Raw genomic sequence first — 23,411 nt, 5'->3', positions numbered from 1 at the left:
ATCATTTTTTGGTTTTATTTTTCATCCAAGATGTTAAATCTTCGACTACTTTGCGGTTGACGGCAGGTGGGAAGTAATGGGTGAATGGAGGGAAATACCAGCTTTCGACTTCTTTATCATGCAGCTTCATTCTCTTCTCCAGCCGATAGGCGTGTTCGATGTCCACATTAGCATCTTTTTCACCGTGAATGATCAGGACGGGAACATCCAGATCTTCAATCGCAAATAAGGGTGTACGGTATTCATACTGATCAGGGCATTTTGTCGGAGTGCCGCCGATCACCCGTTTCATCATCCGACGCATGTCGACCCGTTCGACATAGGTCAAGAACATATCCGACACGCCTCCCCATGTGACGATTGACGCTGCGCTCCTGCAGTGGATCCCAGTCCATAGCGCCATGATGCCGCCGCGGGAAAATCCGAGGATATGGATGTGATCCTTGTTTACCCGCGGATGCTGTTCAAGCAGGTTGAAGCCTGATATCGCATCGAATCGATCTTCGCCGGCAAAATCCTCGTCCCCCTCACCGCCTTGATTGCCGCGATAAAATGGGGCGAACACGATGAAGCCCTCCGCTGCATACTGAACGATCCTTGCAGGCCTTACCTTTCCGACATTTTTTATCCCGCCGCGTAAGTATAAGAAGGCATCATGAACTTGGCCATCGACCGGTTCGGCAAGCAATCCCTTTACCTTCAACCCTTGTGATATGTATGTAACCGAATAAAGATGGATGTGCGGATGCGGTGATGGGAATCGCCGTTTTGAAATGATCGTTCCGTTTTCCAAGTTCCTCCCTCCTTTCTCTTCATTCTTATTGTAAAACATCCGCTTGTTTTTATCCCCTGATAGGCATTCACATTTTTCACTTCCCTTCATACGATACTGTAGGCAAAATACCTATTTATCAAGGGGGAAGCAATGTTGAAAAAATGGTGTAAAGCAGGTGCCGTATTTTTACTTCTGTGCGTGCTGGTCATTCCGCTCGGTGCTTGTGGCAAAAAGGATACGGTCAGGGTGGCCGAAGTGACCCGCTCCCTTTTCTATACACCTCAATACGTAGCGATGGAAAAGGGTTTTTTTGAGGATGAGGGCTTAACAATTGATTTGAAAACGACGGCCGGCGGCGACAAAACCATGACCGCGCTTCTGTCCGGTGGGGCGGATATCGCTCTTGTTGGGTCGGAAACATCGATCTATGTACAGTCACAAGGCTCGAAAGACCCCGTCATCAATTTCGCCCAATTAACCCAGACGGATGGAACGTTTCTTGTTTCACGTGAAAAAATCGATCACTTCAATTGGGAGATGCTGAAGGGCTCCACATTCCTGGGCCAGCGAAAAGGCGGAATGCCCCAGATGGCCGGCGAATATGTATTGAAAAAGCATGACATTGACCCAAAAACAGATTTGACCCTCATCCAAAATATTGACTTTGCGAACATTGCCACGGCCTTCGCTTCCGGAACCGGCGATTTCGTTCAGCTGTTCGAACCGACAGCCAGCGTGTTTGAAAAAGAAGGAAAGGGCCATATCGTCGCTTCTTTCGGCACCGAGTCCGGCCATCTCCCCTATACCGTTTATATGGCTAAAGCAAGCTACTTGAAGGATGACAAAGAGACTGTGGCAAAATTCACGAGAGCCTTGCAGAAAGCACAGAAATGGGTCCAGGATCATGATGCCGCCGAAATCGCCAAGGTCATCCAGCCGTATTTCGAAGATACCAATGCGGAAACGATGGAAACAGTCATCAACCGCTACAAAGAACAAGGCTCCTTTGCCACCGACCCCATTCTTGATGAAGAAGAATGGAACAATTTGCAAAACATCATGGATGAAGCCGGCGAACTGCCAGCACGAGTCAGCCATGATAAATTGGTCAACACCGATTTTGCAGAGAAAGCCGCAAAATAGCCTAGCTACTAGTAAGGAGGATGTCCATGAGCTTTTTAACAATCCAAGACATTCACCATACTTATTTTTCAAATCAGACGGCAGCGACCGCACTCGCGGACATTTCCCTCGACATTGAAAAAGGTGAATTCGTCTCTTTTCTAGGTCCGAGCGGCTGCGGAAAAACCACCCTGCTTTCCATTATTGCCGGGCTTTTTCCGCCCACCTCGGGAAAGATCCTGCTCGAAAATAAACCGCTGGATGCCGACAGTGACACCTCGATCGGCTATATGCTGCAGCAGGATTACCTCTTTCCATGGAAAACGATCGAGGAAAATATCTTACTGGGATTGAAGCTGATTAAAAAAGATGAGGGTCTCGAAAGGATAAAAACGCTGAAGCTATTGAGTGATGTTGGATTGGGAGGCACCGGGAAATTATATCCCCGTGAACTTTCAGGAGGCATGAGGCAAAGAGCCGCATTGGCACGGACGCTTGCGGTCGATCCAAAAATCCTTTTGCTTGATGAACCCTTCTCGGCCCTTGATTACCAAACGAAGCTCAAGCTGGAGGACCTTGTTTTTGAAACCCTGAAATCATTCGGAAAGACAGCCGTGCTCGTCACCCATGATATCGGTGAAGCCATAGCCATGAGCGACCGCATCTATCTATTTTCCCCGAATCCTGGTAGAGTGCACAAAACATTCGAGGTTCCTGATGAACTGCGCGGGCTGATGCCTTTCCATGCACGCAACCATCCACAGTACCCGATTCTTTTTCAAACGATCTGGAAGGAGCTTGAGAGCCTTGAATATTGAACAACTCCATAAACAATATAAAACCTCTTTGAAAAAGGAAAACAGGCTCATCCGCCTTTATCAGATCTTGATTTTCCTTGTTTTTTTCAGCAGCTGGGAGCTTTTTTCCCGGATGGAATGGATCGATCCGCTCATCTTCAGCTCACCATCAAAAGTATGGCAGCTTTTCCTACAGAAATTAGCTGATGGCACACTGCTTTCCCATTCCGGCGTGACCCTCTTTGAAACCGTACTCGGCTTCATCATCGGGACACTGCTAGGAACGATCCTGGCATCGCTCCTTTGGTGGTCGCCCCGGTTGTCAAAAACACTGGATCCCTACCTTGTCATCTTGAATGCCATGCCAAAAGTGGCACTAGGACCCATCATCATCGTCGCATTCGGTCCTGGCTTTCCATCCATCATCTCGATGGGGGCGATCATCTCCATCATCATCACCACCATCGTTGTCTACACCGCATTTCGCGAAGTCGACCCGAACTATCTGAAGGTCCTCCAAACCTTTGGAGCAACAAGAACACAAGCATTTAGGGAAGCCATATTACCGGCCTCCTTCCCAACCATCATCTCGACCCTGAAAGTCAATGTCGGCCTCTCCTGGGTCGGCGTCATCGTCGGCGAATTCCTTGTCTCCGCAAAAGGACTCGGCTACCTCATCATTTATGGCTTTCAAGTCTTCAACTTCACACTCGTCATGCTTGCCTTGATGATCATCGCCGTCTTTGCCACCATCATGTACCAACTGGTCGAACTCCTCGAACGCAAGCTCATAAAAGACTGACACAACTGCCGATACCCGTCGGCAGTTTTCATTTTTACTGATTGAAGTTGGCCGTTTACTCGCCAATTGGGGTTTCACACCCTTATTTGGGCGCTTTCCCTCCAGATTCAGGGCTGACTCTACATGCGAGGGCTGTTTACTCGCCAATTTTGCCTGTTTACTCGCCAATTCCGGCCATTTACTCGCCAATTTCTCACTTTTACTCGCGAGTTTGGACGATTTACTCGCCAATTGGGGTTTCACACCCCTATTTTGGGCGCTTTCCCTCCAGATTCAGGGCTGACTCTACATGCGAGGGCTGTTTACTCGCCAATTTTGCCTGTTTACTCGCCAATTCTGGCCATTTACTCGCCAATTTCGCACTTTTACTCGCGAGTTTGGACGATTTACTCGCCAATTGGGGTTTCACACCCTTATTTGGGCGCTTTCCCTCCAGATTCAGAGCTTACTGTACATCTGCGGGCCGTTTACTTGCCAGTTTTGGCTCTTTTCTCGTCAATTTTGGCCGTTTACTCGCGAATTCCGGCCATTTACTCGCCAATTGGGGTTTCTCTAGTCGGCTATTTACAGCAAGTCCCGCTTTCTAGAGCAGGTTGGCTTCCTTTAGCTTGGAGATGCTCCAGGGGACGATTTCATCTTTCATGATGAAGCTGAATTCTTCGCCGGGTGTGGCGGGAAGATCGTCCAAAAGGATGGGCCCGTTCGTTTCGAGATAGGTATCTTTCTTTTCCAGGTTGCGTAATTGGGCATAGTAAATCGATTTAACGATTGACTTGGTTGGATCATGGACTTTGTATTGTCCCAAGAATTGCAGGTGTTCAACGATTCCTCCTGTTTCTTCATGCACTTCCCTGATGGCTGCTTGTTCGGTCGTCTCTCCTGCTTCCCGCTTGCCTCCCGGAAATTCCAGGCCCCGGCGTTTATGCTGGGTCAAGACCCATTTTCCCCTGTACCTGCTGAGGACGAAAACATGCCATGATTCACCGAAGACGGTTTTTTCTGAGCATTCCACCATATATCCGTTCTTGTCGAAAAACCGCTGCATATTTCCCCTTCTCTCCATATAAAAATTGTCTTCCTTCATTCATTATATGGATAAAAAAACGCACTATCCAGCGCCATCCCTCCTCTATCGCAATAAAACGATGGCCCCTCAATATTCGAGGCCATCGTCCGTCGGCTTTGCCTGTAAAATTCCCATGCTTTCGATATGCCTTCTTCCCTCTTCCGTGCCAAGTTGATGGATCATTGTATATATTTTTTGGAGGGTGATATCCTGCTTGTCGTTTTCCCTATCGAAATGATATTGCAGGTAAGGGATATGCGCTCGGTAAAAATTTTCTTCCCCTACAGAATAATTGTAATCGAATAATTCACGTAACTGGATGATTTCATTGTCGGTAGCCTCGATTTCGAAATTCCATGGAGAACTCTCGCGATCTTGGGTTATCTCCCCGGTCGGTAGCCAGATGTAATATTTTTTCCTGTTTTCAGACACATTCATCCACCCCTTTCCACTATCCTACGCTTATTTTTCACGTAATTTGCCGCATCATACAATGGAAAAATTTGTTTACAGGAACGCAAAGATGTTAAATAATAGATTAAAGTATCTTTCAAAGGGTAAAACATATAATAAGCCCAAGCATCCCTTCAGATTTTTATATGCACCCAGAGGTTTTTTTGATAACCTACATATAAAGAGATAACGGATTTCTAACAAATGTGAGGTGAAAAGTTTTGAAGTTAATTGAAGAATTATACAATATGTACCGTAATAAGCTGACTGGTGATGAAGAAGATATTGATATGCTAACGTTTGCGGTTTTGGAGCAGCTGGACCGTAAGGAGATTTTCGAATTACTTCAAGAAATGGATGATCAAGAGCTAACCAATCTAATGGGACTTTACATCATTGAAACATTGAAAGGGAAGTTTGCCCAGAATAGTCTGGACGATACGAAACCCACGCATTTTCCGCCGCGGAATATCCATTAATACATACCTTTCCAGGTGTCCCTCTATCGATGGATGCCTTTTTGTTTGGTTTCTTTCACTCCATGAAAAAAACCCTGCCGTAGCAGGGCCCTCCAGCCAATTTTAATGTCCTAAGTATGCACGAAGCATCCATGCATGCTTATTGAAGCTTTTCTTCATGCTTGTCAGCATATCAGCCGTAACTGGATCTTCCTCTTCAGCGGCCTCGATGATTTCAAGGAACTCTTCAGAAAGCTTCTCAAAGTCATTGATCACGCTTTGAACCATATCTTCCGTATTTTCGTTACCCGTCGCTTCTTCAAGGGTCGTCAATTCTAAGTATTCTTTAAGGGTAGCAACTGGTTTTTCACCGATGGCCAGCAGCCGTTCAGCCAATTCGTCATAGTTCGCTGTAATTTCCACATATAACTCTTCCAATTTTTGGTGAAGTTCAAAGAAGTGGGGTCCATTCACAAACCAGTGGTAATTATGGATTTTTGTATATAGGACACTGAAGTTGGCAATTTCCTTGTTCACTAATTTCCCTAATTTTTTCTGAGCCATAAATATCTACCTCCGTAAGTTGTTTATACTTCTATGATTCCCTCTATTTCTGAAATTGAAACATATTCCGGGCGCTTCTTATGCTAAAATGAACGTAAATTGTGAACGATAGGAGCTGTGAAGGATGATAACGGTTTTAGTCATTTCCATTGTGGTGATTCTGATCGTCTTGGCATTATCGATCCTGACGATCGGGAAGGGGTACAGCTACAAGCATACAGTCGATCCGATCGACCCTTTGTCAGAGGAAGAGGAGAAGAATGAAAAAAATCCTGTCACGAAATGACAGGATTTTTTCTCATTAACCGAAAACTTTATGAAGATCTTCTTTATCTTGTGAAAGCCAGAAATTCATTAACTTCTTGGCTCCTTCAAGGTCATGAAGCTTAGCTTGGCCGCATTGCTTTTCATTTGCAGCAGGGATTTCCGTGATTTCAACGGCATCCTTGAAAGTGTCTTCAAGGACATCGATTATTTCCGTTACTGTCGGCTCGCCGCTGACAACAAGGTAATAACCCGTCTGGCATCCCATTGGCGAAATGTCGATAATATCGAAATGGTCGTATCGTTCAGAATGCTTACGGATATTGAATGCAAGCAAGTGTTCCAAAGTGTGGATCGTATCCGGCTTCATTGCTTGCTTGTTCGGCTGGCAAAAACGGATATCGAATTTATTGACAACACCATCTGTTCCGACCTTATGGACACCGCAATGTCTGACATACGGGGCTTTAACAGCATTATGATCTAATTCAAAGCTTTCAACTGAAGGCATTCCATTCACTCCTTAATTGTATTTCCTCTCTATTTTACCTTGAAAGACAATATATTTCATCCTTTTAAATCAAATCTTATTATTTCCATCGGTTTTATTTATTTTATTCCTTCTTGACCATTATTGGCACAAAGGAAAATATGCTATAATGAAGGACAATGAATTTTACGGGAAAAGAGATGAACCATTTTGTTGAAAAAAATATTAATGGGCGTCATTCGTTTTTATCAACTTGCCATTTCTCCATTAAAGCCGCCCACCTGCCGTTTTTACCCGACATGTTCACACTATGGCCTGGAAGCGATCAACCGGTTTGGCCCGATTAAAGGAAGCTGGCTGGCCCTCGTGCGGATCCTTAAATGTCATCCTTTCCATCCAGGCGGTTTCGACCCAGTTCCGGAAAAAAAGAAAAAAGATCATGTCCATTAGAAAAAAGCCTTGCTTTCTTGCGCATTTTTTTGTATTATACAGAAGTCAAATCGTAATGATTTCGTTTTTACTCATACATTACAAATCGTAATCAATCCGAATTATAAAGGAGCAAATCAAATGAAGAAACGAGCATGGCTGCCGCTTTTCCTGGTGACAGTGCTACTGTTGTCAGCCTGCGGAAACACAAAGGAAAAAAACACCGCTGATGATAAAAAGGAGACCTTGAATATATACACGACGGTTTACCCATTACAATATTTCGCGGAAGCGATTGGCGGGGAGTACGTTAACGTCGATACCGTTTATCCTCCAGGAACGGATGAGCATTCATTCGATCCATCACAGAAGGATATTGTAAAGATGGCCGAATCTGATCTGTTTTTCTATATTGGCTATAATCTTGAAGGATTCGTAACCAAGGCAGAACCAATTTTGAGCAAAGAGGGAGTCACAACGGTCGCTGTAGGTGAAAAGGTTCACCTGGATGCAGATGCAGCTGAGCATGCACATGAAGAGGAGCATGCACATGAAGAGGAGCATGAACATGAAGAGGACGGTCATGATCATGGCGGCGTCAATCCCCATCTGTGGTTAGATCCCATCTATTCCATCGAAATGGCCAAAAGCATCAGGGATGAATTGACGAAGCAAATGCCTGATAAGAAGGAGTATTTCAACAGCCATTTCAACGAGCTTGCTAAAAAGCTGAACGCACTTGATGAAAAATTAGCAACGACAATCGAAGCTGGCAGGACCAAGAAAATCATCGTTTCCCATTCAGCCTACGGGTATTGGGAGGAGCGCTACGGCCTCGAACAGATTGGCGTCACAGGGTTAACATCATCCAATGAGCCTTCCCAAAAGGAACTGGCAAAAATCGTGACCATGGCCAATGATGAGGATTTGAACTATGTCATCTTTGAGCAAAATATCAGCTCCAAGCTTACCGAGATCATCCAAAAGGAAATGGGAGCAAAATCGCTGACGCTCCATAACCTTTCCGTGCTGACGGATAATGATATCAAAGCGGGTGAAGATTACTTCAGTTTAATGGAAAAAAATATTAAAACCCTGCAAACGGCATTGCAATAAGCAAAAGAAGCGGATCCTGAACGGGCCGCTTCTTTTTTATGGTTATTCCTCTACATACTTTTTACGGATCCCCTCCATCTTCCGCATCAATTCCGGGCCGATCATCGATTCGAATTCGGGATACATGACGGTCATTTCGTACATCCACTCTTTTTTTTCTTGATCGGATAATTCAAGGATATCGATATTCGATTTTTGCTTGATTTCCTTGAGCTGTTCCTGATTCAATTCCTGCGATTTGACCCACAGCCATTTCGTCGTATCATCCATTGCCCGCTGGATTTGCTTGCGGATATCCGGGGGAAGCTCATCCCAAAACGGCTTATTTATCAACACGACATATCCTAAATAGCCATGATCACTGATGGTTAAGTACTTTTGCACCTCATATAATTTCTTGGAATAAATATTCGAAATCGTATTTTCCTGGCTGTCCGTCTTATTGATTTCAAGGCTCTTGAATGTATCATTGAATTCCAGCTCCGAGGTGGATGCGCCAAAATGCGCGAATTGGCTTTGAAGGACTGCACTTGGCATGATCCTGAAATGCTTTCCTGATAGATCCCTCGGATGCCGGATCGGTTTATTGCTTGTCATTTGCTTGTAGTTATTCGACCAGAACGCAAGCCCTTCGATATCAATCACATTCATCGATGTAAGCAGCTCCTCCCCCACCTCTCCATTCAAGGCTTCCTGCAAGGCAGCGTCCGTTGGAAAGACGTAGGGAAGATCCAAAAGCAGCCATTTTTTTGATAGATTCGTAACTTTGGAAGTAGTAGGTGCTATCATCTGCACTTTGTTTTTTTGTAACGCATCGATTTCTTCATGATCGCTATATAAAGATTGATTCGGATGGACCTCTATCTTGACACGATGGTCGGTATATTCATCGACAAGTTTGGCAAACCGGTTCGCAGCCAGCCCTTTAGGCGTATTCTCGGCAACGACATGGCTGAATTTAATGACGATTTGGTCCTCCATGCCCTCCTGCTCTTCATCACTCGGCAAATTGAAGCCAAAGCTCGCAAAGAACGATTGAAACGAAATATATATCGCTATCAAAAGTCCGATGCCAATTAAGAGGAAATACCCCGATAGTTCTCGCATATCGACAGCTCCTTACCGCTCATTTCGCATGATATCTATTCTATCACAGCCTTTTTCCTGTCGTAATACAATGCGTGAAAAATAGCGAAAAGAGTCAGAAATTCTGTTACTATTAAAGGTAGAAGTACTGGAGGAAAAATCATGGATAAATCCTTTCATATGCCGATTCAATTGAAGATCACCCTGCTGTCATTCGTAATCGTCGCATTTTCAATCCTAATAGGCGGGATTTTTATATTTGGAAATATCGTTTCCGTCCGGGAAGATGAAATCGGCAAACGCTCGATGATCACTGCCCATACCATTGCCGAACTTCCCGATGTCCAAAAATGGGTCCGGGAACCTGAAGGCTGGCTGCAGCTGAACCCGATGATCGAAAACCTGAGGAAAATTCATCAAGCCGATTATATTGTGGTCCTCAATAATCAGCATATACGCTATTCCCACCCAGTGTTCAGCCAATTGGGGACCACCTCCAACAGCGCCGATGAAAGTGCCGCATTCGCTGAACATGAATACCTTTCCAAGGCAGCCGGGGAGCTTGGCATTGCCTTACGTGCCTTTGTTCCCATCCTCGATGAAGATAACGAGCAGATCGGTGTCGTTCTTGTCGGGAACATTTTGCCGACGATACCGGAATTGATCAAGGATCTCAAAGGTGATATCGCGATCACCCTCTTCCTTACACTCCTGTTCGGGGTTTGTGGCTCATGGCTCATGGCAAGGAGGATCAAAAAAGAAACCTTCCAGCTTGAACCGCATGAAATTTCCCGGATGCTGGTCGAAAGGACAGCTGCCTTCAATGCCATGCATGAAGGGGTCATCGCCATTGATAACAATCAGACCATCACGATTTTCAATGAAAAGGCGAAGCAGATGCTCGATATCAGCGGGGATGTCATCGGCCGGAATATCAATGACATCATCCACGATACCCGGCTTCCGGAAGTGCTGGACCGGACTTCCCCCATCTTCAATCAGGAAATATCCGTTCAGAACAGGAATATCGTCAGCAACCGGGTGCCCATCAAGCTTGCGGAGAGGACCATCGGCGCCGTCGCGATTTTCCAGGACCGCACCGATGTGACGAAGCTCGCCGAAGAGTTGACCAGCGTCAAGGCATTCGTCGAAGCCCTGCGTGTTCAAAACCACGAACATATGAATAAACTCCATACGATTGCTGGATTAATCCAGCTTGGGAAGTTGGACGATGCACTGCAATATATATTTCAAATCACCGAGGAGCAAGAGGAATTGACCCGGTTTTTAACGAAGCACATCCACGATGATAATTTAGTCGGGCTTATCTTGAGCAAGATCTCTTTGGGGCGTGAGCTGGGAATCGAACTCATCATCGACAAGCATACGAAATTGGACCGGTTCCCTGCCGATATGGATCATCACGATTTTGTTTTGATCATCGGGAACTTAATCGAAAATTCGTTTGCCGCTCTAAAAAGCTGCAGGGAAGACCCAAAGCAGGTCTATCTATCTGTCTATCAGGACGAACATCATTGCCAAATCGTACTGGAGGATAACGGCCCAGGCATCGACGAGGAGATACATGGAGAGATTTTTGAATATGGATTTACGACAAAAGGTGCGGACGGATCAGGAATTGGTCTTTATCTAATAGATCAAATCGTAAAAAAAGCGAAGGGCGAACTGACATTCACGACACGTCCCAATGAAGGAACCAGCTTTTTTCTTTCTTTTCCGATGCACGATATAGAGGAGAACCAACATGGCTAATAAAATTCGTGTACTTCTAATTGAGGACGATCCAATGGTCCAAGAGGTCAATAAACAGTTCATCGAGCGCCTGCCTGCCTTTATGGTCGTTGATACGGCTTCGAATGGACTTGAAGGCCTGGATAAAATCAGGCAGTCCGCTCCCGATCTTGTGATTTTGGACATCTTCATGCCTTCCTTAAACGGGATCGATACCCTTTATCAGATAAGGAAAGAACGAATCGATGTGGATGTGATTATCATTTCAGCGGCCAATGATCAGAAAACCATCCGAAAAATGATACAAAACGGGGCTTTCGATTATTTAATCAAGCCATTTAAGTTCGAAAGGCTAAAACATACGCTGGAACAATATTTTGCTTTTCGGATGGAGGTTGAACCTGACCATCACATCTCTCAAACTGAGCTTGATCGAATTCTCTTTCAAAATGAAACACCCACTGATCCGGTTCCGAAATCCGAAGTACCCAAAGGATTGAATGGCGCAACACTTGACCAGGTGACGAAGTACATAAAAACCACGCCAGGGTCTTTATCGGCGGAAGAGGTCGCTGACGGGATTGGCATTGCCAGGGTGACAGCCCGGCGTTATTTGGAATACTTACATGGCGAAGATGTGCTTTTGCTTGATGTTCAGTATGGCAGCGTCGGCCGCCCGGTCAATCGGTATCGGGTGAAAAAAACTTGATTTGCATGGGGACCGTAGCACGGTTCCCTTACGCTCCAGTCCTGCGATCATACAGTCCCCACTTTCTCTTCAACAGAAGCAATTCACAGTCCGCCAGCCCCGTCACTTCTTTAATGACGCAGTCGGGCATGCCCCTTCTAAATAGAATTTCCGCAATCAAATACGGTTTTTTCATGTTCTCCCTTCCTCTCTTATTTTCTATATTTTATTTCATTATACAAAAAAATCCATTGAAGAAAAAATAGACAAAGCCCCATTTTCCGAAAAAAATGCAGCTCGGTCTCTTTCCTTGAATGGATCGCTTTGAAGAAAGTGAATATAGAATGGGCTCGCTTTTACTGTTTTCACCTATACATTTGACTGTATGTGGTCAATGCCTTGAGCCGCTTTTCATTGATGGAGAAACCGATTCCGGCCTTTTCAGGGACCTGGATCAGCCCATCCTTGACGACGACTTCCGGATCGATGATATCACCTTCCCAATAGCGGGACGAGGAAGATATATCCCCTGGAATCGTGAATCCCTTCAATGTGGCAAGCGCAATATTATGGGCTCGCGATATGCCGAATTCAATCATTCCGCCACACCAAACCGGTACGTCATTTTCGGCACAAAGATCGTGGATCCTGACCGCTTCCGTCCATCCGCCGACTTTTGCCATCTTGATGTTGATCACCCCGCAGCTCCCAAGTGTGAGGGCACTACTGGCATCATGATAGGAATTGATGCTCTCATCGAGGCAAATCGGCGTTTGCAGCTTTGATTGCAATCGTGAATGTTCCACGATGTCGTCATGTCCCAGTGGCTGCTCGATCATCATCAGTTTATATTCATCAAGCTTTTGCAGATGAGCGATGTCATCGAGGGTGTAAGCAGAATTGGCATCCGCCATTAGCGGGATGTCGGGAAACGCATCGCGTATATGCGATAAAAATTCGATATCATGAAGAGGGTCGATTTTTATCTTATATCGTCGATAACCCGATCCAGAAAAGCCATCGATCTGGCGCATCGCCTCTTCCACATTATTGGAAGCAATCACCACGCCTGCGGCGACCTCCCTTCTTTCACCGCCAAACAGCCGGCCAAGATAGGTTTCGTTCTGCTTCGCGTATAGATCGAAGATGGCCTGCTCCAACGCCGACTTTGCCATCGCATTGCGCCTGATCCCGCGCCATAGTCCCTGAAGCTCCCCCGGATGTTGAAGCGGACTTGTCAATGTCAACGGGATCAAGAAATCCTCCAGCATATGATAGCATGTTTTAATCGTTTCCTCTGTATACCAAGGGCTCGTAAAGGGCACAGCTTCCCCGTATCCAATCAGTCCATCCTTATCTTTCGCTTCGACAATGATCGCTTCCCTGTCTGTCACCGTCTCGAGATGCGTCTTGAATGGCTGCTTCAAAGGGGCCTTGATGACCTTTAGCGTAATGGACGATACCTTCATTGCCCTTCCTCCATTCCCTGCTTCAATTCCCTTCTGAGCAGCTTGCTGGCCCCATTTCGCGGAAGACTCTTGCAAAAAATCACGCTCCGGGGGATTTTATATGAAGCCAGTGATTGCCTGCAATAATCAAGCAGGTCGCTTTCACTTAGCTCTGCCCCTTGATGCAAGACGACAAAAGCGAGTGGCACCTGTCCCCATTTTTCATCTTCTGTCCCCGTCACACCCGCTTCGAAAACAGCCGGATGCTTGCTTAGGACGTTTTCGATCTCGGCCGGATAAACATTTTCACCGCCGGATATGATCAGATCCGATCGCCGGTCAAGTACATATAAAAAACCTTCATCATCCAGATAACCAAGATCTCCCGTATACAGCCAACCGTCTACGATCGCCCTTTGCGTCGCATCCAAACGATTGAAATAGCCTTTTGTCACATTCGGTCCCGAAACGACGATTTCCCCCGCCTCACCCGGTCCACAAGATTTGCCGTCCTGCTCGATCCGTAACTGCGAAGGAAATAGGGGTTTACCTGCTGAACCGATTTTCGTCATGCTGTATTCCGGTGCCAGCGTCACGATCTGGGAAGATGTTTCCGTCATCCCATATGATTGGTAGACGGGAATGTCCTTATCCTTGCAAGCTTCCAGTAAATGAATTGGTGCCGGACCTCCGCCTAAAAGGATACAGCGAAAGGAGTCGGGATAGCTCGCTTCCTCCAAATCATGCACCATCCTATTCAGCATCGTCGTCACGACCGAAATGGTCGTCACGCCATTTTCCTGGATGGCCCGGTTCGCATCGCGTTCATCGAACTTCTCGGCCAAAACGACCTTCATGCCATAAATCACGCTTTTCATCAGGATCGATAATCCGCTGATATGAAAGATCGGAACCGCACAATACCACGAATCATCCTCATGCAAACCAAGGTTCAATACTGATCCGACGGCACTCCACCAATGATTGCCGAAGGTTTGGATCACACCCTTCGGATTTCCCGTCGTTCCTGATGTATACATGATCGTAGCGGGATCCTCCAAATAAAATTCCTCAATGATCTCTGCCGCTCCTTCAACCGGCAATTGCTCCATTGAAAGGACGGGCAAATCAGGTACAATACCGCCAATATCTTCAAGCTTGCTTGAGAAGGAACCTTCCGAGACCAAATAGGCGGCACCACTGTCGCCGATCTGCCAAGACAATTCTTTTGCCGTTAATTTATTATTGAGCATTACGATCTTCACACCGAGATGAAATAGTGCATGGATGGCTACAACGCCGTCCATATGGTTACGGAGCAAGACTGCACATGTATCGCCAGCCTTGAGACCAACGCCTGCCAGCCTTCCCGCCATCTTCTCCGAACATGTATGCAGCTCAAGAAAGCTATACGTTCGGCCTTCAAACTCGATTGCCGGGCGATCCGGTGTAAGATGCGCTCGGTTTTTGAGCCAGTTTGGCAACTTTTCTTCTGCCATATCCGCTTCCCCTCCTTCATTTAAATATAGAAAACAGCCCGGCGGATGATCCGCCAAGCTGTCGGTCTTTTTCGTGCATGTCCATTAAGGGAAACGCGGGAATTGTCCAAAGTCCGGATTGCGTTTTTCCTTGAATGCATCGCGGCCTTCTTTTGCTTCATCAGTTGTATAGTATAGTAATGTAGCGTCACCAGCCAATTGTTGAAGACCTGCAAGGCCATCGGTGTCGGCATTCATTGCGGCTTTCAGGAAGCGAAGTGCCGTCGGGCTCTTCTCAAGCATTTCTTCACACCATTTAACCGTTTCCGCCTCCAATTGATCCAATGGCACGACCGTATTCACCAATCCCATATCCAATGCTTCCTGGGCATTGTATTGACGGCACAGGTACCAGATTTCACGAGCCTTTTTATGACCAACGATACGCGCCAGGTAGCCAGAGCCATAGCCAGCATCGAAGCTGCCCACATTCGGTCCTGTTTGTCCAAAGACGGCATTGTCAGCGGCAATCGTCAAGTCACAGACCACATTCAAGACATTGCCTCCGCCGATTGCATAACCTGCCACCATCGCCACGACCGGTTTTGGAATCACGCGGATCAAGCGCTGCAAATCAAGCACGTTTAGACGTGGAATGTTATCGTCGCCAACATATCCGCCATTACCGCGCACTTTTTGGTCTCCGCCCGAACAGAAGGCTTTGCCGCCCACTCCCGTTAAAATGATGACACCGATGCTTGAATCATCACGTGCCCTTGCGAATGCATCGATCATTTCCGCCGTCGTTTTTGGCGTGAATGCATTATGTACATGCGGCCGGTTGATCGATACTTTCGCAATCCCATTATATTTTTCGTATAAGATTTCGTCATACTCACGTATAGTTTCCCATTGAATCGTCATTTAAATTCCTCCTTTAATTTCGCTTTAAGAACTCACTTATTATTTTACCAAACTTTTCTCCATCTTCCACATGAATCGCATGACCGGCCCCATTTATTATTTTCCATTCTGCATGCCCAAGTTTCTTATCCATCAAGTTCGCAATGCCACAAAACTTCGGATCGAATTCCCCGGTTAGGAGCAGGACTGGAAAATCAAGTGCTTGCAAATCTCCCCAATAGGAAGCTTGGCTGCCTGTCCCCATGCCAAGGAGGCTATTGGAAAGACCGGCAGGGTCATTAGCCAGCCGCTGCTTCCGGATGGCAGACTTGGTTTTGGCTGGCAAGCGTTGCTGGCTTTCAAAAAGCGGGATGTCTTCCCAATGATCCACGAATGCCTCCAGGCCGAATTCAAGGATCCGTTCGGCCAGCTTCCGATCATTTCGCTTGCGCGTTTCCCGCTCCTCCGCCGTCGCGAGACCGGGTGATGAACTCTCTAATATCAAGGTTTCGACATATTCAGGATACAAGCAGGCAAATGCAAGCGCAAGCCTGCCTCCCATCGAGTATCCGAGGATATGAGCTTTCGGGAAATGCAGCTCGTCCAGGATATGCTTGATATCTTCAGCAACGCGGTCCATCTCATATCGTCCTGGGTCGGCAGGCGCTGCAGACATGCCATGTCCGATAATGTCGACCATGATCAGCGTGTGGTCCTTCAGGATTGGGATGAGGAATTTCCACGTATCGCGATTCCCCGTAAATCCATGCAATAATACCAATGGTTCCCCATTTCCCGTTATTTCTACAGCATAAACGGCATCACCGCTGACAATATTCATGATATTTCCCTGTCTATCACCAATTTTATTTCCTGGGAAACATGACTCCACAAATTTCGATGCTTCTGCAAATTGGATTCCCTTTCTGTCGGTACCTCGATGATCTTCAAGCCCTGAGTCTCAAAAGACTCGGTAAATGCCCTCTTCAGATCATCCCACGTTTGCACTTTGTTGTACCTGCCGCCGTAAAGCTTGGCTGTATGGGAAAAATCAAGGCCATGCGGCGTCCCGAAAAGCGTTTCGAAATGTTCCCGCTCATTAGCTTGCGGCAAGAAAGAGAAAATGCCGCCCCCATCATTATTGATCAATAAAATCGTGATGTTCTGTTTTTGCAGCTTGGCTGCAAGCAAGCCATTCATATCATGGAAAAAGCTTAGATCACCAATCGCAAGCACGGTATTTTCCGCCACCGTGCTTACTCCCAGCGCGGTGGACACGACACCATCAATGCCATTTGCGCCCCGATTGGCCATCGTCCTGATTCTTTTTTCATTATTCATGAAGAAGGTATCCAAGTCCCTGATCGGCATACTATTTCCGACAAACAGGGTGGATCCATGCGGCAGCATATCGGCAAGCAGGGCGAACAGCTTACCTTCGCTTAACTCCGCTTCATCGAGGACGGAAGCCAATGCATTTTTCGCGGCTCCGTTGACGGTTTGCCATAAGCGCAGCCATTCATCTCCTGCTGCACGGGTAATTCTTTGCCCGACCCGCTGACAGAAGTCACTCTCCTCACAGTAAATCATGTTCGTCGCCAAGCCTGCTGGTTCGCGCCAGCCTGCACCGCCGTCAACGACGAGGGTGATGGCCTGTTGTTGTTTTTTCATGAATTGCAATAACGGCTTTGACACAGGCATGGCACCGAATCGTACAATCACATCCGGATTGAAGACTGCTTTTGCCGCTTCATCACGCAAAAAGGTATCGTACGTATCCATTATGACACCTTTATCGTGGCTTCCGCTTCTAAGCTGGGAAAGAGGATCAGCCAATATCGGAAAAGCAAGCGTTTCCGCTAAAGCAACAATGGCCTCCTTCATTTCAGGGTCCGGTAATTCGCCGCATACAATCAGCCCTTGCTTCGCCTGTGACAAAGTGGCAGCGACAGACTCGATTTGGGAGGCAGAAAGCGAGCGCATTCCACTCTCGATCAATACGGAAGGAGCCAGTTGCTTTTGCCTGAAATCCTTCGCTTGCTCCAGATTCGGTATTAACGGCTCGCGAAGCGGGAAATTCAAGTGCACGGGCCCGGCGGGTTCTGCTGCTGCTGCAGCGACCGCCCTTGCACCAACCGTTCTTGCATACCGGATCATCTCATCGGTGCTTTCCGGAAGGGCCATTTCGACAAACCATTTCACTTGCTTCCCATATAGATGGATCTGGTCGATGGCCTGCGGGGCACCTACATCACGCAGCTCATGCGGACGATCAGCGGTGAGCACAATAAGCGGCACCCTTGAATAGAAAGCCTCGATGACGGCGGGGTAAAAATTAGCTGCCGCAGTACCGGACGTACAAAGAAGTCCGACAGGCTTTTTTAAGACCTTGGCCATACCAAGGGCAAAAAAAGCGGCCGAACGCTCATCCACATTAATATGAATTTCGATATCAGGATGTTCCACCAGCAATAAAGCGAGCGGCGTGGATCGTGAACCTGGGCTCACCACCACATGCTTCACCCCGTTTTCTGCCAGCTCATCGACAAATGAAGCAGCATATGCTGTCAATGCATCTCGGTCATTCATTAAGATTTCCTCCTAAAGCACTTAACATCGGATTGAATTTAATCCCCGTTTCCCTGAACTCTGCCACGGCAGCTGAATCCTCCACTACACCGCAGCCCGCAAACAGCGATGCCTCATTGTCCTGTATCAGGGCCGAGCGTATTCCTACAGCGTATTCCCCGTTTCCGTACGTATCCATCCAGCCCAGCGGCCCTGCATAGAAGCCGCGTTCAAGCCCTTCCATTTCCCGGATCCGGCTAACGGCCTTTTCTTTAGGCAGACCGCCCATGGCAGGTGTGGGATGGAGGTTCTCAACGAATTGTAAAATCGTGACGCCTTCCTTTGCGACACCGCGTACCGGTGTATACAAATGCTGGATATGACGGTTTTTCATGAGCTCCGGTCCGCCCGGAACGATGACCTTTTCACAAACAGCATCAAAGGCATTGGAAATCATCGACACGACGTATTGGTGCTCTTGCAAATTCTTTTCGTCATGGAGCAATTCATTGCCAAGGCTCACATCTTCCTGCTCATCTTTTCCCCGCCCGATCGAACCTGCGAGACAAGTGGAAAAGACATCATTTCCTTGCTTCTTAATCAAGCGTTCTGGGGTGGCGCCGACAAAGCAGTCACCGCCCGCTTCCATACCGAAAATATAGCTTAATGGCTGCTCAGCAATCAATTGCTCAAGCACCTTCGCCGAATCGATGGAGTGATCGAATGTAAGCCTCAGTTCCCTGGCCAATACAATCTTATCGAGTTCCGTCGCCTTGATTTCCTCTACCGCCTCCGTTACCGTACGCTTCCATTGCTCCGGCTCTATCTCCCTCTGCTTAACAAGAGAGTTAGTCCCGCATAGCGGTTCATCCAAGCTTTCGAAAAGGAAAGCTTCCCGTTCATTTATCATGTCTCTGAAGAGTTTTTCTGAATCATCGGGCGAACAAAGTAAGTTTGTCGTTAAGTAAGCTTGTTTCCCCACTATTGAGAGCATGAAGGCAGGTATATAAAACAGGTTGTCCCCGAATTGATTCCAAAGGAGCGTACTGTTGGATTCATAATCAAAAGAAAAGCCCCCAAACAGGAGAGGACCTGTCGCTTCTATATTCGCCACTCCCGTTTTTACAGCATTTCCCTGCAGTTCGATCCAGCTTTTTTCGACTTCTCTATAACGTTCGGCATTCGCTGCCGCTTTGAGTTTCTTAACATTGCCTAAACCGGTGATGGTTATTTCCTTTGCAGGATCCTCCCAAAAAAAGCGTTCACCCGCATACCGTTCTCTTCCAGCTTGATAAAATGAAAGGGGGTTGGTGCATGGAATTTTCTTAATATGACTGAATAGAACTTGATCATTCAAGTCCTTCGCCTTTTGTATAGCTGAAGCCAGCCCCTGAAACTGTTCAGTTTCTTTCGAGATAGCCAAAAAAATCCCCCCAAATGTACATTTTAAAAGCTTTTTAACCTATTTAAAGATACACCTCCCGTCAACCTGATGTCAATAAAACGCCCCTTTTCCAGACGAGACTTGCCCGCTTTTTTCCTTATTATATGAATCTTAGCAAATGAAGCGAATCATCCTTGAATTTGGAAGTGAAGCACCGCCTCATTCTATTGACATCCGTCACCACTTTTCCTACATTTAATAGGGTAACTTTTGTGCAACATTTTAATATTTGATATAATTTCGAGAGTACCAATACTGATTTTGAGGAGAGAAATAATGCAAACAGAATATGACGGACTTCCCATGAAACGGACTTGGAAGATTTGGTGGGAGTTAATTCGTCCACATACACTAACCGCAGCTTTTGTTCCTGTCCTGCTTGGAACGGTGATTGCGCTTTTGGAAGATGGCGTCGATTGGCTGCTATTCGCTGCCATGATGATCGCCAGCATCCTGATCCAGGCTGCAACGAACTTATTCAATGAATACTATGATTTCAAAAGGGGCTTGGATACCGAGGAGTCGGTTGGCATCGGCGGCGGCATCGTACGCCATGGCATGACCCCCAAGCTCATCATGACCTTGGCACTTGGCATGTATGCCATCGCCTTGCTGCTTGGCATCTACATTTGCGCCTCATCGTCTTGGTGGCTTGCTGCAGTAGGACTGGTTTGTATGCTTGTCGGCTATCTTTATACAGGAGGTCCGCTGCCCATTTCTTATACTCCTTTTGGGGAACTTTTTTCAGGGCTGTTCATGGGCTTTCTGATCATTTTGATCGCCTTTTTCATTCAAACCGGCTATGTTTCCTCGACTGCCATTTTGATTGCCATACCGAGCGGGGTTTTAGTCGGATTGATCAATTTATCCAATAACCTCCGTGACCATGATGGAGATAAGGCACACGGCCGTAAAACGATGCCCGTAGTGATGGGAAGGAAACACGCCCTGACCTTCATGGCCATCATGTTCGCCTTTTCATACTTATGGCTGGTTGGCCTGGTCGTTACCGGAACCGTAACAGCATGGATACTCCTTGCCTTCCTAAGCATCCCTAAAGCGATGAAGGCAGTCAAAGGCTTCGTGGGTAAAACGCAGCCGATCACGATGGTGCCGGCAATGAAAGCTACGGCTCAAACCAACACCTTCTTTGGGCTGCTAATGGCAATCGGTTTATTCATCAGCTATCTCATTTAACCCACAGGACTGAGTTCATCCGACTCAGTCCTTTTTTCTATCTTCCGTTTCATTTTGTTTTCCTATACGCCAATTCGGGTAATAGATAATACAACCATCTTACCAGTATTTTAGAAGGAGTGTAGGAACTATGCCAACCAAACAACAAATACAAACATTAAATAAGGAACTGCTTCAGGAAAAAACGGAGCTTGAAAACAGGATACAAGATGATGAAGGAACGCTGCTGAATAAAAGCCAGACGGAATCTGTCGGGGAATTATCTTCCTATGATAATCATCCCGCCGACCTTGGCACCGAGTTATTCGAAATGGAACGCAATCAAGCACTGGATGAACATGCCCAAGCGGAAATGAACAAAATCGAAGATGCTTTGAATGCAATCGAAGAAGGCTCGTATGGCCATTGCAAAACCTGCCGGAGGGAAATCCCCTTTGAACGCCTTGAAGCCATCCCAAGCACGCTTTATTGTGTCGAGCATGCACCTGAACGAATCAATGTACAAGATCGGCCGGTCGAGGAGGATATATTGATCCCATCCAAGGGTGATGATTTCGAAAACCGTCATGGGCAGGAGATCGTCGATAAAGAAGATAGCTTCGGTGAAGTCGCCAAATTCGGTACATCCGAAACACCATCCGATTATACAGGTGACCATGGGGACTATAATGACCTTTATCGGAACGAAGATGAAACGAATGGATTTCCCGAAGATTATGAAGGCTTTGCCGCAAATGATATCGAAGGTAAAAATAAAGTGGATATACCGAACAAAAGGCAAAAGGAATATGAGGATACACTGGAAGATAAAAATATTGATTCCAACCTTGGTGACATTCCCTACAGGCAAGCAGATAGCTACCTTAATGAAAAGAAATGAAAAAAAAGAAGCATACATGATGTATGCTTCCTTTTTTGTTATGACCCGTACGGGATTCGAACCCGTGTTACCGCCGTGAAAGGGCGGTGTCTTAACCGCTTGACCAACGGGCCAACTGGCGGAGAAGGAGGGATTTGAACCCTCGCGCCGCTCGCGCGACCTACACCCTTAGCAGGGGCGCCTCTTCAGCCTCTTGAGTACTTCCCCATGGCTCCGCAGGTAGGACTCGAACCTACGACCGTTCGGTTAACAGCCGAATGCTCTACCACTGAGCTACTGCGGAACAATATGAATATGGTGGGCCTAAATGGACTCGAACCATCGACCTCACGCTTATCAGGCGTGCGCTCTAACCAGCTGAGCTATAGGCCCATATTTGGAGCGGGTGAAGGGAATCGAACCCTCATCATCAGCTTGGAAGGCTGAGGTTTTACCACTAAACTACACCCGCGAAATGGGGCGACTGATGGGAATCGAACCCACGAATGCCTGAACCACAATCAGGTGCGTTAACCACTTCGCCACAATCGCCGTAATATTCCAGAAATGGTGGCTCAGGACGGAATCGAACCGCCGACACAAGGATTTTCAGTCCTTTGCTCTACCGACTGAGCTACTGAGCCACATATTAGATGATTTTTTCAAAAAATGGCGGTCCCGACGGGAATCGAACCCGCGATCTCCTGCGTGACAGGCAGGCATGTTAACCGCTACACCACGGGACCTAATAATTGCGGGGACAGGATTTGAACCTGCGACCTTCGGGTTATGAGCCCGACGAGCTACCGGACTGCTCCACCCCGCGACGGTAAAAATGAATCGATTAGCATCAAGTTTTTGTATGTATTGTTGATTTGCCTTGCTGCTTTTTTGAAAATGGAGGAGGTAGAGGGATTCGAACCCCCGCGGGATTTGACTCCCCTGTCGGTTTTCAAGACCGATCCCTTCAGCCGAACTTGGGTATACCTCCATGGCTTTAGAAAAAACATATATGGTGGACCTTGTAGGACTCGAACCTACGACCGGACGGTTATGAGCCGTCTGCTCTAACCAGCTGAGCTAAAGGTCCTTATATTTATTGGTAGCGGCGGAGGGGATCGAACCCCCGACCTCACGGGTATGAACCGTACGCTCTAGCCAGCTGAGCTACACCGCCAATATAATATAAGATTCTGATTAAAAAATGGTGGAGCCTAGCGGGATCGAACCGCTGACCTCCTGCGTGCAAGGCAGGCGCTCTCCCAGCTGAGCTAAGGCCCCATTCTTTAAAAATCACGTGGTCGGGAAGACAGGATTCGAACCTGCGACCCCTTGGTCCCAAACCAAGTGCTCTACCAAGCTGAGCTACTTCCCGCAAAAATATGGTGCGCCCGGCGGGAGTCGAACCTACAACCTTCTGATTCGTAGTCAGATGCTCTATCCAATTGAGCTACGGGCGCATATTGAGATGGTGCCGAGGACCGGAATCGAACCGGTACGGTAGTCACCTACCGCAGGATTTTAAGTCCTGTGCGTCTGCCAGTTCCGCCACCCCGGCACATACGAAAAGTGGAGCGGAAGACGGGATTCGAACCCGCGACCCCAACCTTGGCAAGGTTGTATTCTACCACTGAACTACTTCCGCATGAAAG

The 23,411-nt window shown here is 47.0% G+C and carries 25 protein-coding genes and 17 tRNA genes; 11 read left to right on the top strand and 31 right to left on the bottom strand.

The annotated features are described in order from the left end of the window. Position 1: 1 nt before the first annotated feature. Positions 2-793 carry an alpha/beta hydrolase family protein gene (locus tag QNI08_RS19235; RefSeq protein ID WP_285768996.1) on the bottom strand — a complete coding sequence of 264 codons (792 nt, stop codon included), beginning with the start codon at positions 791-793 and terminating at the stop codon, positions 2-4. Between the two features lie 132 nt (positions 794-925). On the opposite strand from QNI08_RS19235, the gene QNI08_RS19230 reads away from it, so the two are divergent. Genes QNI08_RS19230 through QNI08_RS19220 form a run of 3 tightly spaced genes read left to right on the top strand, consistent with a single transcriptional unit; the run spans position 926 to position 3,496 of the window. Continuing rightward, positions 926-1,918 carry an ABC transporter substrate-binding protein gene (locus QNI08_RS19230; protein WP_285768995.1) on the top strand — a complete coding sequence of 331 codons (993 nt, stop codon included), beginning with the start codon at positions 926-928 and terminating at the stop codon, positions 1,916-1,918. 26 nt (positions 1,919-1,944) lie between these two features. After that, complete coding sequence (locus QNI08_RS19225) at positions 1,945-2,715, top strand: ABC transporter ATP-binding protein (RefSeq protein WP_285768994.1); 771 nt, start codon at positions 1,945-1,947, stop codon at positions 2,713-2,715. Further along, positions 2,705-3,496: an ABC transporter permease gene (locus QNI08_RS19220; RefSeq protein WP_285768993.1), complete on the top strand. Its 792-nt coding sequence runs from the start codon at positions 2,705-2,707 to the stop codon at positions 3,494-3,496. The genes QNI08_RS19225 and QNI08_RS19220 overlap by 11 nt, the downstream gene beginning before the upstream one ends. Before the next feature lie 247 nt (positions 3,497-3,743). On the opposite strand, the gene QNI08_RS19215 is transcribed toward QNI08_RS19220, so the two are convergent. The 3 genes from QNI08_RS19215 to QNI08_RS19205 form a co-directional block, all read right to left on the bottom strand. Then, complete coding sequence (locus QNI08_RS19215) at positions 3,744-3,893, bottom strand: hypothetical protein (protein ID WP_285768992.1); 150 nt, start codon at positions 3,891-3,893, stop codon at positions 3,744-3,746. A 186-nt stretch (positions 3,894-4,079) separates the two neighbouring features. Beyond that, positions 4,080-4,559 carry an RNA deprotection pyrophosphohydrolase gene (gene ytkD / locus QNI08_RS19210; protein ID WP_285768991.1) on the bottom strand — a complete coding sequence of 160 codons (480 nt, stop codon included), beginning with the start codon at positions 4,557-4,559 and terminating at the stop codon, positions 4,080-4,082. 90 nt (positions 4,560-4,649) lie between these two features. Beyond that, positions 4,650-5,000, bottom strand: a complete 351-nt coding sequence (locus QNI08_RS19205; RefSeq protein ID WP_285768990.1) for a hydrolase — start codon at positions 4,998-5,000, stop codon at positions 4,650-4,652. Positions 5,001-5,236: 236 nt separating this feature from the next. On the opposite strand from QNI08_RS19205, the gene QNI08_RS19200 reads away from it, so the two are divergent. Next, the gene (locus QNI08_RS19200) at positions 5,237-5,494 is read left to right on the top strand and encodes a DUF6154 family protein (RefSeq protein WP_285768989.1); all 258 of its coding nucleotides are present in this window, start codon (positions 5,237-5,239) and stop codon (positions 5,492-5,494) included. 102 nt (positions 5,495-5,596) lie between these two features. On the opposite strand, the gene QNI08_RS19195 is transcribed toward QNI08_RS19200, so the two are convergent. Then, positions 5,597-6,037, bottom strand: coding sequence for a Dps family protein (locus QNI08_RS19195; RefSeq protein ID WP_061142082.1), 441 nt, complete (start codon positions 6,035-6,037; stop codon positions 5,597-5,599). 124 nt (positions 6,038-6,161) lie between these two features. Between QNI08_RS19195 and ytzI the strand changes: the two genes are divergently transcribed. Beyond that, the gene (ytzI, locus tag QNI08_RS19190; RefSeq protein WP_285768988.1) at positions 6,162-6,323 is read left to right on the top strand and encodes a YtzI protein; all 162 of its coding nucleotides are present in this window, start codon (positions 6,162-6,164) and stop codon (positions 6,321-6,323) included. 15 nt (positions 6,324-6,338) lie between these two features. Here the strand turns inward: ytzI and QNI08_RS19185 are convergent, their stop codons facing one another. Continuing rightward, positions 6,339-6,812: an S-ribosylhomocysteine lyase gene (locus QNI08_RS19185; RefSeq protein ID WP_056521223.1), complete on the bottom strand. Its 474-nt coding sequence runs from the start codon at positions 6,810-6,812 to the stop codon at positions 6,339-6,341. Positions 6,813-7,019: 207 nt separating this feature from the next. Between QNI08_RS19185 and yidD the strand changes: the two genes are divergently transcribed. After that, positions 7,020-7,241 (top strand): membrane protein insertion efficiency factor YidD, encoded by a 222-nt coding sequence (gene yidD / locus QNI08_RS19180; RefSeq protein WP_483313798.1) that lies wholly within the window; start codon positions 7,020-7,022, stop codon positions 7,239-7,241. A 120-nt stretch (positions 7,242-7,361) separates the two neighbouring features. Then, entirely contained in the window at positions 7,362-8,336 is a 975-nt protein-coding gene (locus QNI08_RS19175; protein ID WP_285768986.1) for a metal ABC transporter solute-binding protein, Zn/Mn family, read from the top strand. A 42-nt stretch (positions 8,337-8,378) separates the two neighbouring features. Here QNI08_RS19175 and QNI08_RS19170 read toward each other — a convergent pair whose 3' ends face one another. Beyond that, positions 8,379-9,443, bottom strand: coding sequence for a DctP family TRAP transporter solute-binding subunit (locus QNI08_RS19170; RefSeq protein ID WP_285768985.1), 1,065 nt, complete (start codon positions 9,441-9,443; stop codon positions 8,379-8,381). Between the two features lie 141 nt (positions 9,444-9,584). Between QNI08_RS19170 and QNI08_RS19165 the strand changes: the two genes are divergently transcribed. Together QNI08_RS19165 and QNI08_RS19160 are read left to right on the top strand one after the other, a co-directional pair. Next, positions 9,585-11,195 carry an ATP-binding protein gene (locus QNI08_RS19165; protein WP_285768984.1) on the top strand — a complete coding sequence of 537 codons (1,611 nt, stop codon included), beginning with the start codon at positions 9,585-9,587 and terminating at the stop codon, positions 11,193-11,195. Then, positions 11,188-11,883: a response regulator gene (locus QNI08_RS19160; protein WP_285768983.1), complete on the top strand. Its 696-nt coding sequence runs from the start codon at positions 11,188-11,190 to the stop codon at positions 11,881-11,883. Before QNI08_RS19165 ends, QNI08_RS19160 begins: the two co-directional genes overlap by 8 nt. Before the next feature lie 28 nt (positions 11,884-11,911). Here the strand turns inward: QNI08_RS19160 and QNI08_RS19155 are convergent, their stop codons facing one another. The 7 genes from QNI08_RS19155 to QNI08_RS19125 form a co-directional block, all read right to left on the bottom strand. Further along, positions 11,912-12,058, bottom strand: a complete 147-nt coding sequence (locus QNI08_RS19155; RefSeq protein ID WP_285768982.1) for a hypothetical protein — start codon at positions 12,056-12,058, stop codon at positions 11,912-11,914. 169 nt (positions 12,059-12,227) lie between these two features. Then, the gene (menC, locus tag QNI08_RS19150) at positions 12,228-13,331 is read right to left on the bottom strand and encodes an o-succinylbenzoate synthase (protein WP_285768981.1); all 1,104 of its coding nucleotides are present in this window, start codon (positions 13,329-13,331) and stop codon (positions 12,228-12,230) included. Then, positions 13,328-14,809, bottom strand: a complete 1,482-nt coding sequence (locus tag QNI08_RS19145; protein WP_285768980.1) for an o-succinylbenzoate--CoA ligase — start codon at positions 14,807-14,809, stop codon at positions 13,328-13,330. The genes menC and QNI08_RS19145 overlap by 4 nt, the downstream gene beginning before the upstream one ends. Positions 14,810-14,893: 84 nt before the next feature. Beyond that, positions 14,894-15,712: a 1,4-dihydroxy-2-naphthoyl-CoA synthase gene (gene menB, locus QNI08_RS19140; RefSeq protein WP_285768979.1), complete on the bottom strand. Its 819-nt coding sequence runs from the start codon at positions 15,710-15,712 to the stop codon at positions 14,894-14,896. 13 nt (positions 15,713-15,725) lie between these two features. Continuing rightward, on the bottom strand, positions 15,726-16,532 hold the full coding sequence (gene menH, locus QNI08_RS19135) for a 2-succinyl-6-hydroxy-2,4-cyclohexadiene-1-carboxylate synthase (RefSeq protein WP_285768978.1): 807 nt from the start codon (positions 16,530-16,532) through the stop codon (positions 15,726-15,728). Further along, positions 16,529-18,280, bottom strand: a complete 1,752-nt coding sequence (gene menD, locus QNI08_RS19130) for a 2-succinyl-5-enolpyruvyl-6-hydroxy-3-cyclohexene-1-carboxylic-acid synthase (protein ID WP_285768977.1) — start codon at positions 18,278-18,280, stop codon at positions 16,529-16,531. The genes menH and menD overlap by 4 nt, the downstream gene beginning before the upstream one ends. After that, positions 18,273-19,682: an isochorismate synthase gene (locus QNI08_RS19125; protein WP_285768976.1), complete on the bottom strand. Its 1,410-nt coding sequence runs from the start codon at positions 19,680-19,682 to the stop codon at positions 18,273-18,275. The genes menD and QNI08_RS19125 overlap by 8 nt, the downstream gene beginning before the upstream one ends. A gap of 297 nt (positions 19,683-19,979) precedes the next feature. Here QNI08_RS19125 and QNI08_RS19120 point away from each other — a divergent pair, with 297 nt between their 5' ends. Further along, complete coding sequence (locus tag QNI08_RS19120; protein WP_285768975.1) at positions 19,980-20,900, top strand: 1,4-dihydroxy-2-naphthoate polyprenyltransferase; 921 nt, start codon at positions 19,980-19,982, stop codon at positions 20,898-20,900. Positions 20,901-21,030: 130 nt separating this feature from the next. Then, positions 21,031-21,780, top strand: coding sequence for a TraR/DksA C4-type zinc finger protein (locus QNI08_RS19115; protein WP_285768974.1), 750 nt, complete (start codon positions 21,031-21,033; stop codon positions 21,778-21,780). Positions 21,781-21,821: 41 nt separating this feature from the next. On the opposite strand, the gene QNI08_RS19110 is transcribed toward QNI08_RS19115, so the two are convergent. From QNI08_RS19110 to QNI08_RS19030, 17 genes are all read right to left on the bottom strand, one after another. Further along, positions 21,822-21,893 (bottom strand) — tRNA-Glu (locus QNI08_RS19110). A gap of 3 nt (positions 21,894-21,896) precedes the next feature. Next, positions 21,897-21,987 (bottom strand) — tRNA-Ser (locus tag QNI08_RS19105). A gap of 1 nt (position 21,988) precedes the next feature. Beyond that, a tRNA-Asn gene (locus QNI08_RS19100) sits at positions 21,989-22,063 on the bottom strand. Between the two features lie 12 nt (positions 22,064-22,075). Beyond that, positions 22,076-22,152, bottom strand: a tRNA-Ile gene (locus QNI08_RS19095). 5 nt (positions 22,153-22,157) lie between these two features. Continuing rightward, positions 22,158-22,231 (bottom strand) — tRNA-Gly (locus tag QNI08_RS19090). Positions 22,232-22,235: 4 nt separating this feature from the next. Further along, positions 22,236-22,311, bottom strand: a tRNA-His gene (locus tag QNI08_RS19085). 16 nt (positions 22,312-22,327) lie between these two features. Next, a tRNA-Phe gene (locus QNI08_RS19080) sits at positions 22,328-22,403 on the bottom strand. Positions 22,404-22,429: 26 nt separating this feature from the next. Then, a tRNA-Asp gene (locus tag QNI08_RS19075) sits at positions 22,430-22,505 on the bottom strand. A gap of 6 nt (positions 22,506-22,511) precedes the next feature. Continuing rightward, positions 22,512-22,585: transfer RNA gene (locus QNI08_RS19070), tRNA-Met, on the bottom strand. Between the two features lie 72 nt (positions 22,586-22,657). Continuing rightward, a tRNA-Ser gene (locus QNI08_RS19065) sits at positions 22,658-22,750 on the bottom strand. Between the two features lie 22 nt (positions 22,751-22,772). Further along, positions 22,773-22,849, bottom strand: a tRNA-Ile gene (locus tag QNI08_RS19060). A gap of 10 nt (positions 22,850-22,859) precedes the next feature. After that, a tRNA-Met gene (locus QNI08_RS19055) sits at positions 22,860-22,936 on the bottom strand. Between the two features lie 28 nt (positions 22,937-22,964). Next, positions 22,965-23,040 (bottom strand) — tRNA-Ala (locus tag QNI08_RS19050). A gap of 17 nt (positions 23,041-23,057) precedes the next feature. After that, positions 23,058-23,134: transfer RNA gene (locus QNI08_RS19045), tRNA-Pro, on the bottom strand. An 8-nt stretch (positions 23,135-23,142) separates the two neighbouring features. Beyond that, positions 23,143-23,219, bottom strand: a tRNA-Arg gene (locus tag QNI08_RS19040). A 9-nt stretch (positions 23,220-23,228) separates the two neighbouring features. Beyond that, positions 23,229-23,317, bottom strand: a tRNA-Leu gene (locus QNI08_RS19035). 12 nt (positions 23,318-23,329) lie between these two features. Further along, positions 23,330-23,404: transfer RNA gene (locus tag QNI08_RS19030), tRNA-Gly, on the bottom strand. Positions 23,405-23,411 lie beyond the last annotated feature (7 nt).

The organism is Peribacillus folii (assembly GCF_030271255.1).
In the GTDB taxonomy this organism is placed as follows: domain Bacteria; phylum Bacillota; class Bacilli; order Bacillales; family DSM-1321; genus Peribacillus.
Note: the sequence above shows the minus strand (reverse complement) of the source record. Positions and strands in the feature narration are given on the sequence as shown.